This window comes from uncultured Croceicoccus sp., from assembly GCF_947496385.1.
GTDB lineage: Bacteria > Pseudomonadota > Alphaproteobacteria > Sphingomonadales > Sphingomonadaceae > Croceicoccus.
On sequence record NZ_CANMCP010000013.1, the window covers coordinates 19,076 to 34,435 of the forward strand.

Below are 15,360 nucleotides of genomic sequence, written 5' to 3' on the forward strand. Positions count from 1 at the left end.
CCGCTGTCGCCACGCATCGGACCGGTTGCCCCGCGGCGCCTATTCCGTGATCGCGGGCGGTGCGGACGCGCTGCGCCCGTTATCCGCGTGCAGGTCGCCCTTCGCGATCTGATTGGCGAGCCATTGACGATCGTTCTCGCGGAATTTCGCCTCCAGCGTGTCGATCTCGCTTTCGTTGACCGCGACGCAGTCCAGCGCGGCGCGCGCCATGGCAATCGCGGATTCGCGCACCTCCCGCACGAGAAAACGATAGCGCGGCGGCGAAAGCGCCATGACCGAGCGGCGATCGAAGGCACGGACCATTACGGCGGCATCGGGAAACGCATCCCCGACCGAGGCGAGGAACTCCGACGACAGCTGATTTCCGTCGATGCAGAAACAGATGAGCGAAGCCTCCGCCGCGCCGGCCTGTCGCAGCACGTCCATCCGCAAGCCGTCGCCGTAATGCACGCGCGTGCCAAATTCGTCCGCAACGTCGATCTGGTCGACCTTGCGATCGATGAGCGAGATGCGGATGCCGGCCAGCGTCAGGATCTGCCCCACCGTCTGTCCGAACCGTCCATAGCCGATGATCAGCGCCGAGGCCCCGTCCGGCTGCGGCCCTTCGCGCGTGCGCGTGTCGCCGGGCCCGGACCGGATGCGCCGCGTCACCATCATGAGGAACGGCGTGGTCGCCATGCTGAGCGTGACGATGGCGCCGAACAGGCTGTTGGTTTCGGCATCGATAATGCCGCCGGTGAACGCCTGCGTGAATAGGACGAAGCCGAACTCGCCCCCCTGGCTGAGCAAGAGGCCCAGCGCCAGCGCCGCCCGCCAGCCCATGCGCAGCAGCATGCCCAGCCCGAAGATCACCGCCGTCTTGACCGCGACGAGCGCCGCCGCCATGCCGATCACGAAGGCCGGTTCGCGCGCAATCGCCGACAGGTCGAGCATCATGCCCACCGACAAAAAGAACAGGCCGAGGAGGATCGAGCGGAACGGTTCGATATCCGCCTCCAGCTCGTGCCGGTAGGGCGTATCGGCCAGCATGACCCCCGCGATAAACGCGCCAAGTGCGGTGGAAAGACCGATGCTCTCCATCAATGCGGCGGATGCAACCACGGTGAACAGGCCGGCGACGACGAACATCTCCCGCTCGCCCAGCCTCCCGATGAGACCGAACAGCGGGCGCAGGAGAAACCGCCCGGCCAGCACCAGCCCCCCAATCGCGCCGACGGTCTGTGCCGCGAGAACCCATCCGCCCGGCCCCGTATCCTCGCCGCCCGTCACGGACAGCGCAGTCACGATCGTGATTAGCGGAATGATCGAGAGATCCTGAAACAGCAGGATGGAAAAGGCGCGCTCCCCGAACGGCGTGCGTAACCGGCCCGAGCTTTGCAGCATGGGAAGCACCTGCGCCGTGGAGGACAGGCCGAGGGGAAGACCGATCGCCAGCGCCGCGGCCAGCGGAAAGGCCGCCGCGAGCCAGATCACCGCCACCATGGCCAGCCCGCATAACGCCACCTGCGCCAGGCCGAGACCGAAAATGGCGCTTTTCAGCCGCCATAACCGCCGCGGTTCCAGTTCCAGCCCCACGATGAACAGCAGCAGGACGATACCGAATTCGGCGAACCCGATCATGTCCGCGCCGTCGCCGCCGGCAAGCCCGGTCACCTGCGGCCCGACGACCGCACCCGCCACGAGATAGCCCAGCGTCGCGCCAAGGCCGAGTTTGCGAAAGACGAGCACGCACACCAGCGCCGCGGCCAGCAATACCAGCATCTGCCCGATCAGCGAGCCGCCGCCCTCATGCCCCATGTCGCCATTTCCCCAATTGCGCGCATCGCCGGCACGCCTTCGCGCCGATCCGTCCGCACGGAAAGGTACCCTTTGGTTGCTATCCCGCGCGCGGTCAACGCACGAAGGCGATCACCCCGCCGATTGCCCGGCACCGTCGTGACGCCCGTCCATACCGGGCTCTCGATCCATGCGTCAGGAAAGCGACTTCGTCATCTCGATAATCGGGACGTCGCCATCGTGAAACCGGCGAATTTCGGTGTAGCCGCACAGCCGGTAAAGCGCCTCCCCGCCGAGCGTCGCGCCAAGGGTCGTGGATGCAAAGCCATGGGCTCGGGCGGCGCTTTCGCTGGCGTGCAGGATGGCGCGTGCGACGCCGCGGCGCGTATGCGCAGGGCTCGTGTACATCGCGCGGATCCGGGCCGGTTCGCTTTTGGGACACAGCCGCCGCGCGTCGCGCCCCGTGCTGCCGTCGCCGCCGTAATGGGTCGCGCGAAAGCTCCATCCGCCGCAGCCGATGATCGTTCCGCCATCCACCGCCACGAAATAGGTGCCATCCTCGATCAGCTGCGTGTCGAGCGACATGAACCTGTGGCTCGATCGTACCTGCTCCGGGGTCAGGACATCCGGCAGCAATTTATCCACGCAGCGCCGGATCAGGATGCGAAGATCGGCGGCGTCATCCATCACCGCCGGGCGAAGCGCGAAGGCGCGCGTGCCGGCGGGGGCGGAACCGTCCGAAACGGCCCCGCCCCGCACCTGGCTCTTCATTTTGCGGCCACGACCTCAAGTTCGACGAGGAATTGCGGTGCCGCGAGCGCGGCGACCTGCACCGTGGAGCGGGCGAGCGTGTTGGGATTGTCCGCCGTATTGAAAAACTGGCGAAATCCTTCGTTGAAACCTGCGAAATCCATCGCGTCCTGCCCTTCGGGTGCGGCGACGAAGGCGGTCATCTTGATGACGTCGCTCATCGTGTAGCCGTGTTCGGCGAGGATCGCGGCGATCTTGTTCAGCGTGCTGATCGTCTGCGTCTTCGTGTCCCCGTAATCGGCTGCGGTGATCTCGGACCGGTCCTTCGCCTGTACCGCCTGCTCGTCGATCGGCGATGCGAGTTGCCCCGAAAGGTAGAGCATTTCCGTGCCGGGCCGGACCGTCACCGCCTGAAGGATGAGGCCGGGCGTGCTGCCGGTGTGGCGTTCGATCGCGGCGGGCTCTTCGCCGCCCGGCGGCGTGTCGGCGTGACCGGGATGGGCGTGCGCCTGTCCCGACATGCCGAGCAGGATCGAAAGTGCCAGAATTGCGGGCCTGAAATGCGGTACGATCATCATTCGTCTCCATATGCGAAGCGGTGCGAGCACGCACCGCTCCTGTTTATTCCATAAGGCGTCAGCCCGGCGTCACAGATCCATGCCGACCCGGACATACCAGAAACCGCCCAGGTAGCCGAGCGGCGAAGCATCGTTGTAAAGCCGGCCGCTCGCCTGCGCCCCGGTGGCGGGATAAATATTGCGCAGTTCGCGATCGGGATAGTTGTCGAACAGGTTCTCCGCGCCGACAGCGATGCGGAAACGGTCCTGCAAGGTGATCCCGGCCTCCAGGTCAAAGCTCAGCTCCGCGCCGAAACTCTGCGTCGTGAGGTCGGGCGTGCCGGCGGGCGGCGGCACGGCGTTATAGGACGTATACTCACCGTAATAATTGAGCCGCCCGGTCACATAGACCGCGTCATAGGTCCAGTTGGTCGACAGGACGCCGCGAAAATCCGGGGTCAGCCCCTCGATATTGGCGGCGCGCTGCCCGCTGATCGCCTCGGGCCGGGAGATGCCGGTGACCTCGGTATTGTTGTAATTGACCGCGAGCGAGCTGTTGAAGGTGCCGAACCCGGTCATCGCCCGGTGGGTGAGTACCGCGTCGACACCCTGCGTGCGGGTTTCGAAACCATTGGTGAAATAGTTCACCTGGCCCAGATCGAAGGCATTCGCGACGCCCAGTGCAGAGAGGGCAGCCTGGTCCGCCGCGCTGACCTGGAACGGGGAGGTGATGGCGATGCGGTCCCGCACCTCGATATTGTAATAGTCGAGCGTGAAGGTCAGCGTCGGCATTGGCGTCAGTACGACGCCGCCCGAAAAGCTCGTCGATTTTTCAGGGCTCAGCGGCTGGGACCCGAAATATTCGCCCGTCACGCTCCCCGGTGTGACCGTCGCGGTGGCGACAGGAACGGTGCTGCCATTGGGGAAGCCTGTCTGCACGTTGGAGGTGAAGGATTGCCCCGGTGTCGGCGCGCGGAACCCGGTGCTCGCCGCGCCGCGCAGGGCGATCGCATCGGAGAATGCGTAGCGCGCGCTGATCTTGCCATTTACGGTGTCGCCGAAATCGCTGAAATGATCGTAGCGTCCCGCCACGCCCAGCGTGAAGGCCTCCACGATATCGGCCTCCACGTCGACATAGGCGGAGTAGCTGTTGCGCGAGCCGTCCGCGACCGAGTCCGGGCCATACCCCGGAAAGCCGTTGGCGCCCACGCCCGCCGTCGCCTGAAAGCGGGTGCCGTCGGCGCGCTGCACCGTCTGCGTCGCATAGGGGCCGATGGCGTAGGATTCCGGATCGCCCAGCCCGACCTTGTAAGTCTCGCGCCGGAATTCGAGGCCGCCCGCGATATTGAGCGCGCTCGCAAATCCGACTTCGAGCGGATAGCTCACATCCAGGTTGAAATTGGTCTCCTGCTGCGTCAGCGACCCGAGATAGAACTCGGTCGGCGACGTCGGGCCGAGCGAGGGGTTCAGCGTCTCGTTCATGGTATAGCGGATGCGATCCTGTCCGGTTGCCGCGCTGAGGTCGAACAGCATCCCGAAATCGGTTTCGCCGCGCACGCCGATCACGCCGTAGACATCCTCGTTCGTGCTCATGAACAGGGGTACGAAGCCATCGGGGAAGAACGCGCTGGCCTCGAACGTGGCGCCGCCGGCGTCGTAGACCGGCGCACCGCCCGCGGTCAGCAGGCCCGGAATGGGATCGAGATAGATCGTGCCCACCGATTTTCCGAACGTCTGGTCCGGGCGTTGCGGTTGCCCGGGAAACGGCACCGCGCCCGGCACGGTCACTGCCACGGGCCGGCGATAGTTGAAGTCGACCTCGGAATCGGCATAGCCGTAATTGCCGAAGAAATAGAGCTCGTTCATATCGCCGAACGGCACCGCGGAATTGACCACCACGCGATAGGCGTCCTGCTCCGGTTGGCCGTAGCGCGTCGGCGGAAAGGGCACGTCGATGCCCATTGCGCGAAGGGCCGCCGAATCCGGCCGGTCGATCGCGCGGTTGAAAAGCGACTGGTCCACGTATTCGCCGGAGATATTCAGGAACCCCTCGCCCAGCGCAAGGCCGATATTGCCCGAAATCTGGATGTCCTCGCCATCGCCTTCGTAGCTTTGTCCGTAACGCGCGTTGAGCTCGATCCCGTCGGCATCCTGCCGCAGGCCGAGATTGATGACGCCCGCGATCGCATCCGAACCATATTGCGCCGCCGCCCCGTCGCGCAGCACCTCGACCCGGCCCAGCGCGACCGAGGGGATCTGCGACAAATCCGGACCTTGCGAGCCGGTCGACAGATCGTCGCCCGCCACCTGCACCAGCGCGCTCCTGTGCATGCGCTTCCCGTTGATCAGCACGAGGATTTGGTCTGGCGGAAGGCCGCGCAGGGTCGGCGGCCTCACGAATGCGGTACCGTCCGCACCGGCGTTGCGTTGCTGATTGAACGAGGGGACGAGGTTCTTGATGATCGTCTGAAGATTGGGGCTGGGCTGCGTCGCCAGATCCTGCGCGGTGAAGACATCGACCGGGACCGCGGATTCGGTGACGGTGCGGTCGGTGCGCCGCGTGCCGGTGACGATGATCTGCTCGCTGGCCAGGCTTTCGTCGAACTCAGCATTGTCGGTCGTACGGTCCGAAACGATGGGTGAAGCGTCCTGCGCGGCCACCGGCCCTGCAATCGAAAGAGCCACCGCAAGCGCGGCGAGCGATACCAATGATGCGTTAGTCATTCAGCTTCCCCTGTTGGTTGTTACAACCTTCCGGGCAAACCCCCCCGTTTTCGCGCTCCTCCGCACGATACCCATGCGAAGCGCGATCATCCTTTTTCGAAACGAGTCCTGAGAAACGAGATATCCGTCGGCAGGACCGGACGTTGTGCCCGGCCCGCCGTATTCAGGCCGCCTGCCGCCCTTCGAGCCGCACGCGCTCCGCCAGTTTCGTCACTTGCATGCGGGCGGACTGGATGCCGCCTTCCTGCCAGCCGGGCGTCTGGCTGAGATGGGCGCCGGCGAAATAGATCTGCCCGGCCGGCTCCTGCAGCAGGGCATAGGCGGGCAGGTCGATATGCCCCTCCTGCCCTCCGCTCGCCATGCCCGCCCCCCAATCGGGCCAGGGACCGAGCGAAAAGGGCGCCTTGTTCCAGTTGATGACGGCCGGGTTCGACAGCTTGGACGATTGTCCGGGATGCGCCCGTTCGACCGCGGCGCGCGATGCCTCGATCTGCGCGCTGAGCGGAAGCTTTGCGAATTCCTCGGCCACGTCGCCGGAATTGTAGCAGCCCAGAAGCATGCCCCGATCCGCGAACAGGTCGCCGGAGGGATACCAGATCAGCGCGGTCGGCGCCCCGACGAACGATATGCCGCCGTAGATCTGGTCATCTTCCCAGAAGCGGGGCGCGTCGAACCCCACCTTGTTCGAAAAGCTGTATTGGACGCTGCCGATCGCCTGCTTGACCGGGCCGGGCAGGTTGCTCTTCGTCTTGGCGAGGACCGGGAGCGGAATGGTGCAGATGACGAAATCCGCCATCAACCGGCGCTGCGCCCCGCTCACCCGGTCGCGCATCACCACGCTTGCGCCTGCGCCCGTATTGGCAAGTTCCACCACCTCGGCATTGCGCACGCTCGGTTTCTTGAGCGCGCGGTCCATCGCGATGTGCATCTGGTCCATGCCGCCCACCGGTTCGAACATGGTCGCCTGCATGTAGAGATTGTCCTCGAACAGGGTCATCGGCAATTGTTCGTTGGACAGCAACTGGCGCAGCGGCAATGGCGCGCCATGCTCCGAAAACGCCAGTCCCGCGCCGGGCGCCTTGCCGAAGCCCGATCGTTCGGTGCCGATGAACCGGCCCTGCGCGTCGAGATCGCCGTAACGCGACAGGAACGGCATCAACGCCTCGATGTCGTCCGCGCTCAACGTCTGGTCGAGCGATCCCTGCCGCAGCGCCTTGTTGAGAAGTTCGGACACGTGCCCGCGCATGTCGTTGATCGCGGTGCGCATGCGGATGCGGCTGCCGTCGGAGCCGACGATGAAGGCCGAACGGCTCGAATTGACCTCGACCTCCATCGGCACGCCGAATTTCTTCGCATAGCCCAGAAAGCCGGTGTGAAAGCTGGGTATGCGGGCCGGGCCGGCGTTCATGTAAAGCCCGTCCGCAAAGCAAACAGTCTGCGTTTCCTCGCCGATCATCTCGATCTTCGTGCCGTTGCGGAACGCCCACGCGCGGCCGCCCACCCGGTCGCGCGCCTCCAGCACGGTGACATCGAAGCCGGCCTGTTCGAGTTCGTGCGCGGCCACCAGCCCGGCAATGCCCGCACCCAGCACGATCACGCTACGCCCCGCGCCCGCCCCCGGAGGAAGCGCGGTCCAGTCCTGTGCATGGGCGATGCCCGCGATACCCATGGCCTTCATCGCCGCTGCGGTGACGCCGAGCCCGGCCGCCGAGCCGAGCGTGTTGAGCAACCTACGTCGTGTGATCATTCGCTTCCCCGAGATGAATGAATGCCGCGGCCCCCTCGCCGCACGCCTTTCAGTCAACCTCACCGGAACGAGATTAAGGATTCTCCCGAAAACCTTGCAGATGGCAAGGTAAACCGAGGTCCTTGCGCAACAATCTCTTCACCATCGATTCCTGTCAACAAGAATTGAAACAATTTGTCATAATGTAAGAAATTTTCTTGTTTTGAAGGGGATTGGCGCCGGGGTACACGCGCGAATAAACGGCGGGACGCAGGCGATAATCCGTGGGCCGCGGTCATCACCTCGTCGCGAAGATTCGATCGGAGGGAACGCTTGGCCTTGGCGCCTCGCTTTCGGGACCGACAAATGGCTGACCATCCATGCGGCGGGCCGTCCGTTAGTCGCAAGCCATTGTTTATATTCGGGGTTTTGAGGGGTCGCATGAAACGAGGTGGGCACCACCGAACCCGACCATTCTTTGCAGACGCGACGCATCCCGACCCGATCTTTCAACCCGGGACACGAAGGCGCACCCCCACAACGACGTCCGGTTCAGCCAGCCGGTTCGGCATCCGCCAGAACGAACGCGACCGACGCCGGCGCGATGTAAGGCACGGGCACGCCATTCGCCATCCGCGGATTGTGGAAGCCCGCGCGAAGCTCCTCGCAAGCGACCGCGCCGATCCGGGCACCTACTTCCGCATTGGTTTCGCATTGCGCAACATGGCCATCCGCGTCGACGAAAATCCGCGCCGCGACACGAAATGGCAGCGTCATGCCCGGCGGGCTTGCGGCGATTTCAAGAACCATATCGTCGGGAAAAGGCAGCGATTGGTGATGGGAACTCCCGTTCGGGCCAAGGTCGATGCTCAGCTTGAAGAGCCCATAGGAACCTGTGCCGTCGGGACCACGAGCCGGTTTTGTCTTACTCCCGATGAGCGCCTTGCACAGCATTTCGCTCGCTTCCGGCGTTCCCCCGATCGACATCGATTCGCACTCGATCACCTTGCCTTTCGGGTCGGTTAACGCGATTGCTTGCGCCTGTGCGGTGGCCTGCCCATTTTCGTACGAAGCGGGTAATTTTGTGAGAATGACTCTGGCCGTATTGGCGGTGATAACCGGCGGCGTCAGGGAAAGGATCAGCGTCAGCAAGGCACTCATGACATTCTCCGAATCGCCAGTCTGTGAAGCCTGCGAAAGTTCGCTTGCGCTATAGGACAGGTCCGGAACTGCAATGTCTTTTCGGCGCGGAGGCAGGGGCGGGATGCCGATGCAGGCCGAGCGCAATGGCGGCCGAGACGCGATGTGTCGGCGTTGCGGCATGATCGGCCGGCGATACGCTGGCGATATTGGCGCCACGTGAGCTCGGACGACCGGATCGCCTTGCCCTCGTGGCGACACGGCCCATAGAACTCGCTGGCCGCCTCAATAAAGGACGCGGGCATGCCACATCGAGCGATTGCAGGTACGACGCCCCGACTTGTTCGATAATTCCTGCGCGGTGCACCGGCCGTTCGCTATCGCGCTCTAAGATCGTTACCCGATGAACTGCACGATCGCGTATGATTGCAGCGGAAAGTCATACCCATGCGCCCGCCGATTGCAGGGATTTCGAGTTCTCTCACGGGCGTCGTCCCCATCGGTGTCGGATCGCCTGTTCGGGTTTAATCCGATGCTTTGCGCAGCGGGGGCTTGTCCTGCCCGAAAATGTCGGATGGCAGGCGGGAAACGCTGAGCAGAGACAGCGCCACTGCCGCGGCGATCGCAAGACCCGCCGGACCCAGACCGGCAAGACGCGCGGCTGCCTCCTCGCCCGTCGCGGCAAAATACACCGCTCCGATGATGGCGATGCCCAAGGCACCGCCGATTTGCTGCGCCGTGCGCAAGGTCGCGCTGGCCGTCCCGGCATTGGCCCGATTGACCTCCGCCAGGACGATCGGGCCGAGCGGCCCCGACATCGTCCCCATGCCCACCCCCGCGAGCGCCAGGCACGAAAGCAGGACAATGCCCCCGTCATCGCCGTTCATGATGGCTCGCGTTGCCAGAAATGTACCGACGATCATCGCGGCGCCTCCAAGCAGGGGCAGGGTTTTCCCGATACGGGGAAGCAGCCTGGGGACCAGCAAACCGATACCGACCATGACGCCGGCGCTGAACGGTATGTGGACGAGCGCGGTTTCGAATGGAGAGAGGCCAAGCCCCTGTTGCAGCGACACCGACAGGATGAGCAGAAAGCCGATGGACGCGCTGGCGAAGGAGAAGGCGGCGAGTACGCCCCAGCGGAACGTGCCTATGTTGAACAAGGCCGGTTCGATAATCGCCGGCTCCCCCCTGCCCCTGCGCGCGCCTGCACGGAACCAGCCGCCAATGATCATGGCCACGCACACCGCGAAGAGGCCGAGAAGCCAGACAGACCAGCCCGTTTCCGCGCCGGTGATAAGTGCGTAGAGAAGCCCGCCGAAGCCGGATGCGAAGATCAGCGCGCCCGCCGGATCGATCCGCAAGCTGGCGCTGGGATCACGCTTGGGCAACACGAACAGGCCCACCAGAATGGCGCCCAGGCCAATCGGAAGATTGATAAGGAAAATCAGCCGCCAGCCCAATCCGAACAGGTTCCATTCGATCAGGAGACCGCCGATGATGGGACCAAGGATCGCGGCAAGGCCCACGATCACGCCGAAATACGCCAGCTTCGTGACCCGCTCCAGCGGCGTGTAAAGCACCTGCACGACGGCCATCGTCTGGGGTGCCATCACGGCCCCTGCGGCGCCCTGCACCATGCGGGCGGCAATCAGTTGCCCCGGCGTCTGCGCCAGACCGCAAAACAGCGATGCGAGGACGAAACCGGTCGTTCCGACGACGAAAACCCGCGAATAGCCGAACGCATCGCCAAGCCTTCCCCCCAGAAGCAGAAGCGACCCGAGCGTCAGGAGGTAGCCTGCAACGATCCACTGCATCGCGACAGGCGAGGCCATCAGGCCGTCCCGGATCGCCGGCAGGGCGGTGTTCACGATGGTCGAATCGCCGACCTCCATCACGAGCGCGGTCAGCACCGTCAGGAATGCGGCCGTCTTGCGCCGATCCGACATTTCCTCCGGCCCGACGCACATCGCGCTGGCATCTGTGAGTTCGGACACGCGCCCCTCCATGAGAGGGCATCGCCATGACCTCGACAGCTTAAATTAAAATCATGCTTCTATTACCGCGAAATGATGCTAAACGTCAATCTCCGTCATCCGGACCCGGCATAAGTCAGGGCCACAGTGGCCAAGGGAGAGGTTATTTGGTTTCAAGCACCGTTCAGCAGCGCCAGCCCGGTATTCCGCAAGGAATAATCGTCATTCTTGCAGGTTTTCTGCCGATCCTCGCCATTGTGTCGATGTTTCCGGCCGTCGGGGCCATGATTGGCCATTTCGCGCCGATCGATCCCGATGCCGCCACCAAAGTGCCGTCGATGGTCACCGCTCCGGGCCTCGCGATCGCCGTGACGGCTCTCTTCATGGGCCTGCTCGTCGACCGGTACGGCCGGCGCAAGCTCGTTCTGGTATCGACGTTTTCCTATGGATTCATCGGTGTCATCCCGTTTTTCCTCGAAGATCTCGACTGGATCTATGCCTCGCGACTGCTGCTGGGCTTTAGCGAGGCCGCAATCCTCACCACGGTCAATACGCTGATCGCCGACTATTGGGCCGAAGAGGGTCGGCGCCGCTGGCTCACGCTCCAGGGCATGATCGGGCCCGCATTTTCCTCCATCATGATCTTCTTTGCCGGGACGCTCACGGCCTGGCGCTGGAACGGTATCTTCCTGCTGTACCTGCTCGCCATTCCCATCGCGATCGCGATGTGGCGCTACATGTACGAGCCGGAAAGCGATGCAACGGTCCGCCGCAACCTTGGCATGGACGAAACCGGTGAAGGCACTGCGTTCCCCTGGAAAACGATGTTCGAGATTGCGATCCTGACGCTGTTCAGCTCGGCGATCTACTACGTTTTCATCGTCAATGGCTCTGTCGTGTGGGAAGAACTCGGCGTTACCGATCCCGAGAGCATTGGCCAGATCACAGCGCTTCCGACCCTGTTCATCCTGGTAGGTGCCGGCCTGTTCTGGCTGCTGGGACGCAAGGGTTTCAGCTTCCGCGTCCAGGTCGCCACGTTCCTGACCCTGCTCGGCGCTGGGCTCGCCTTGATGGGTTACACCTCCAACTGGCAGGGCATGGTTGCCGGTATGGCGCTGCAGCAAACGGGCGCTGGCATGTCCATCCTGACGCTCATCGCCTGGGCACAGAGCCGCCTGCCCTTTGCCCATCGCGGACGCGGAATGGGCATCTGGACCGCGACCTTCTTCTTCGGGCAGTTCTCGTCGCCGCTGGCCGTGAGCGCTCTTCGCGGCCAACTTGGGTCCATGCAGGCTGCGTTCGCGGCGATGGGGCTCGTGGCGATCGCCGGGGCTGTCATCTTCTTCTTCGCACTGGGCCGCACGCGCGCCGAGGATGAAGAACAGCTGGTCGGCGCCGTGGCGAAAGAGGGACCGGTGCCCTGAATCCAGACGATTCAAGTCCGGGAATGCAATGGAGGCGCCGGGTCCAACCCGGCGCCTCTTTTCTATCGGGACACCAAATCGCACGCGAACGCAGACGCCCCACCGTGCGATCGACGGCATGGGCCGTAAACGCCATGCGGGTTGGCGAAGAGTTCTGTCGGTCGGACGAACTCCTCTGCGCGCCAACGGTCGCGACGCATTGGTGATGCCGTGGGCCTTGCGGGATCATGGCCCATTCGCGCGGCACCGCTTAATGGGACTGCGGTGCCACCCGACTTAGGCTGATCAAAGCCCATCCGCATTTTCCGCCTGTAAGGTACGACGATTGGGAATGATCCTCGATTCGGATCACGAGCACGTCGCCTGCTTTCGTCAGGCCGTTCGGCATCGCCGCGCTTGTTTCATAGGAATATTCCCTCGCCCAGTGCGAGCACCCCATGCATCGCGTACGGCCATCTTGCGGCTGTATCGGGTTACGCTCCGCTGCATCAAACGGCTAGGCAAAGGAAACGGTCCATCGCGCAATTGCGCCGGCTCCAGTGGCCACTGGCCAATCCAATGAACGTTTCGCCCCTCGCATACAAAGCCAGGATTTCGTCGTAGCGAATGGGGCCGCTCATGCCATGGCCGTGACGCTTTTTCGCACCGCGATCGTGATCGGGCCAACGATAGCTCTGATGTCCCGAGTTCAGCGAACGTCCACCGAGCCTGGAGCAGCCGTTCCGGTCGAGATCGGCACCCGCCCCCTCGCCGCACAGGTCTCAGCGTCGTTGATGCAATTCCTCCACGCATGCACCGTGAAATGGTGTTTGCGCATCCCGACCTGGTATTCGCTCGCCTACAGCCCCGCATTCCCGACACCACCGAACGTCACGCCGCAAGATGCTCTCATCTCCGGTTCCTACCCAGTTGGCGAAGAATACCCGTCCCCGCTCCCGCTCCCGCTCCCGCTTCAGCAGCAGCACCTTCAGACGGTCCGGAGGTCGTTGGGGATAGGAAAGTTTGCTGCCAACATCGGCATGTCGGGCGAACGCGGGATAAGCCGTTTTACGGTACTCGATGGTGACGCGCGCGCGTCAGCCAAGGCCCGCGGTCGCCAGCGAGCCTCGCGGCAATGTCATTAGCGGAGCCGTCCCACGGATACCAGGCCGCGACATGCGCTGCTGCTACGTCCTCCCCACAGGGATCGTAGGCGTGGCGGACGCCGGTGATTACCAACCTACCTTAATTGGTCCGACAGAGCCGGAACATCACGGTCAGTTGTTCTTTCGCAATAAGCAGGCCTTGCTGAGTATTGATCTCTCTACCCAATTGTCCGAAGTTTCGCCGACGACTAGGAAAACGACGTCGGCTTCCGGAGCAACGTCCTCGCCGTCCCGCAAACTTAATCCGCACTGCCGGGCTAGCGATTGCCGTAGCAAATGCCTCACACGCGAACCGTTTAGTAAAGAAATTCGACGCCGCTTTCTGCAGCCTGTCCACTCGTGAGCGAAAATGCTGCAAATTCTGCAGAGTTGCCACACTTCGATCACGGTGCAGCGGTATTCAGATCATCTTGCTGTCGATCATGGCATCGCACTCCTCCATGCAGTATTGAGGGCGGGAACTTCGCGATCGCAGAGCAGGCGGGCCGGCATCACCTGCTGCCGACGGACCTGTTCGACGCTGTCGGGGGCCTCGGCGTGCTTGATTCAGCGATGGCCTTCATATTGTGAGTAGATGGAACCGTAGTAGCACCTATTATGCGCACCTCTACGATCTCGTGATAAGTGGGCGAAGGCTCCCCCTAGTCCTCTGTCAAAAGGTGCAGCTTGCCGCGGATGTTGTAGATGCGGTGCATGTAATCGAGAATGCACTTCGGCTCGAAAGCGGCGTTGCGATGCGCCGTTTCGGCCATCTGGATCGCAAGTCGGACCTGCCCATCTGATGCACGTCGAGCATGATGTTCTCCGCCAAACACATGATCTGGGTTAAGACTTCACGATGGAATCGGCGACAGGCACGGGCACGGCCATGCGCGCCCCCCCTCGCTGTGCCGGCGGAAAGGCGCGCAGGAACATGCCCCTGTCGGGCAAGAAGCCTAGCGCGTCGCAGCCGCCTTTCTTATAGGTTTCGACGTGGCGGATGATCCATGGATGGGCGAAGTACAAGGGGCTTGCACGTCGACCAGGATCTTGATGGCCCTCTCCTCCGCATGGGGCGTCGGGCGAAACAGAGCAGAGCGCGCGAATAGATTTGATCTCCAAACCGGCGCCAAAATTGCTGCGACTCTTCCCGCTGGCGACCTGTTCATCGAACGGCATGATCTGCCTGTTCACACGCTTGGAATCGCGCATGAAATCGCGGCTGAGGGGTACGCAATCGTACGTCCTGATCAGCCGATGCCAGTTTTCGATAGCGGCATCTTCCACGCCGACTTCAGCCCCAGAGTACCTGCTGGCCGAGGATATCGAGGCAGTTCGCGCCGAACTCGGCCGATGTCCGGATGCAATCTTCCAGGCTCGTCTTACCCTTAAAGGTCTCGTTCCGATGTCAATAGAGGCTCACGCGCCGCGTGAGAGCCATCGTCATCCTCCGCGCTTCGCTGGCAAATCGCCGGCCTTTTTTCATGAAATGCGTCAACGCCGCTTGCGTTGCCCTTCATTATAATCAAAACTATAATTCTATAACAATCTGCGCGAGGCCAAGTCTACTTGTGCCGCGACGCGGGAAAGAGGGGTGGATATGCAAGAGCGAAGCAGAAAAACGAACTGGAAATCCGTCACGACTTGGGTGACTCTTGCCGCGCTGGTGATACCGATCGGCGGGTTTTCCATTTTTGTCGGATGGAACAAGGCGAATGCCCCGATCGAGATACTTGCGGAGCATTCTGCCTGGACTTATCATCTTCCGGTCTGGCTGGGTCGGACGGTTGGCTGGTTGGAACTCGTGGCCGCCGCGGTCCTGTTCGCTGGCTTGCTCATTCCGAAATTCGCGCGGCCGGGCATGTTTGCCGCCATCTGGATCACGCTCAATCACATCGTTGCCGCCATCGTCCATATCATCTTCGCGGAGTGGCATACGCTCACGCAAAGCGCCATCGTGACCACCTTGTGCGTGATTATGGTCCTGCTGTTTGCACAACGCGTGCGCAGAACCATTTGAGCAAACGCAAACCCGAAGCAATTGTCGCACTACCTGGTCTTACTGCAACAAGCCTGGCTGCACGGATATCGGCCAGGTCGAACGCCGAGACTATCGGTTCCCGGCAAAAGGAAGGGGGTGTCGCGACACGCCCCCTTCTCGCC

The 15,360-nt window shown here is 63.0% G+C and carries 10 protein-coding genes; 2 read left to right on the forward strand and 8 right to left on the reverse strand.

What is annotated here, in order from left to right:
* Positions 1 to 39: 39 nt before the first annotated feature.
* From Q0897_RS14370 to Q0897_RS14400, 7 genes are all read right to left on the reverse strand, one after another.
* Positions 40 to 1,797, reverse strand: coding sequence for a cation:proton antiporter (locus Q0897_RS14370; protein ID WP_299310086.1), 1,758 nt, complete (start codon positions 1,795 to 1,797; stop codon positions 40 to 42).
* 174 nt (positions 1,798 to 1,971) lie between these two features.
* Entirely contained in the window at positions 1,972 to 2,547 is a 576-nt protein-coding gene (locus Q0897_RS14375) for a GNAT family N-acetyltransferase (RefSeq protein WP_299310087.1), read from the reverse strand.
* Positions 2,544 to 3,104 (reverse strand): RidA family protein, encoded by a 561-nt coding sequence (locus Q0897_RS14380; RefSeq protein ID WP_299310088.1) that lies wholly within the window; start codon positions 3,102 to 3,104, stop codon positions 2,544 to 2,546. The genes Q0897_RS14375 and Q0897_RS14380 overlap by 4 nt, the downstream gene beginning before the upstream one ends.
* A gap of 69 nt (positions 3,105 to 3,173) precedes the next feature.
* Positions 3,174 to 5,807: a TonB-dependent receptor gene (locus tag Q0897_RS14385; protein WP_299310089.1), complete on the reverse strand. Its 2,634-nt coding sequence runs from the start codon at positions 5,805 to 5,807 to the stop codon at positions 3,174 to 3,176.
* A gap of 163 nt (positions 5,808 to 5,970) precedes the next feature.
* Positions 5,971 to 7,554 carry an FAD-dependent oxidoreductase gene (locus tag Q0897_RS14390; protein ID WP_299310090.1) on the reverse strand — a complete coding sequence of 528 codons (1,584 nt, stop codon included), beginning with the start codon at positions 7,552 to 7,554 and terminating at the stop codon, positions 5,971 to 5,973.
* Positions 7,555 to 8,085: 531 nt separating this feature from the next.
* Complete coding sequence (locus Q0897_RS14395) at positions 8,086 to 8,694, reverse strand: hypothetical protein (RefSeq protein ID WP_299310091.1); 609 nt, start codon at positions 8,692 to 8,694, stop codon at positions 8,086 to 8,088.
* A gap of 503 nt (positions 8,695 to 9,197) precedes the next feature.
* On the reverse strand, positions 9,198 to 10,670 hold the full coding sequence (locus Q0897_RS14400; RefSeq protein WP_299310092.1) for an MFS transporter: 1,473 nt from the start codon (positions 10,668 to 10,670) through the stop codon (positions 9,198 to 9,200).
* Positions 10,671 to 10,723: 53 nt separating this feature from the next.
* Between Q0897_RS14400 and Q0897_RS14405 the strand changes: the two genes are divergently transcribed.
* Positions 10,724 to 12,073 carry an MFS transporter gene (locus tag Q0897_RS14405; RefSeq protein WP_299310093.1) on the forward strand — a complete coding sequence of 450 codons (1,350 nt, stop codon included), beginning with the start codon at positions 10,724 to 10,726 and terminating at the stop codon, positions 12,071 to 12,073.
* A gap of 1,970 nt (positions 12,074 to 14,043) precedes the next feature.
* Here the strand turns inward: Q0897_RS14405 and Q0897_RS14410 are convergent.
* Positions 14,044 to 14,484 carry a hypothetical protein gene (locus Q0897_RS14410; protein ID WP_299310094.1) on the reverse strand — a complete coding sequence of 147 codons (441 nt, stop codon included), beginning with the start codon at positions 14,482 to 14,484 and terminating at the stop codon, positions 14,044 to 14,046.
* A gap of 313 nt (positions 14,485 to 14,797) precedes the next feature.
* Between Q0897_RS14410 and Q0897_RS14415 the strand changes: the two genes are divergently transcribed.
* On the forward strand, positions 14,798 to 15,217 hold the full coding sequence (locus Q0897_RS14415; protein WP_299310110.1) for a DoxX family protein: 420 nt from the start codon (positions 14,798 to 14,800) through the stop codon (positions 15,215 to 15,217).
* Positions 15,218 to 15,360 lie beyond the last annotated feature (143 nt).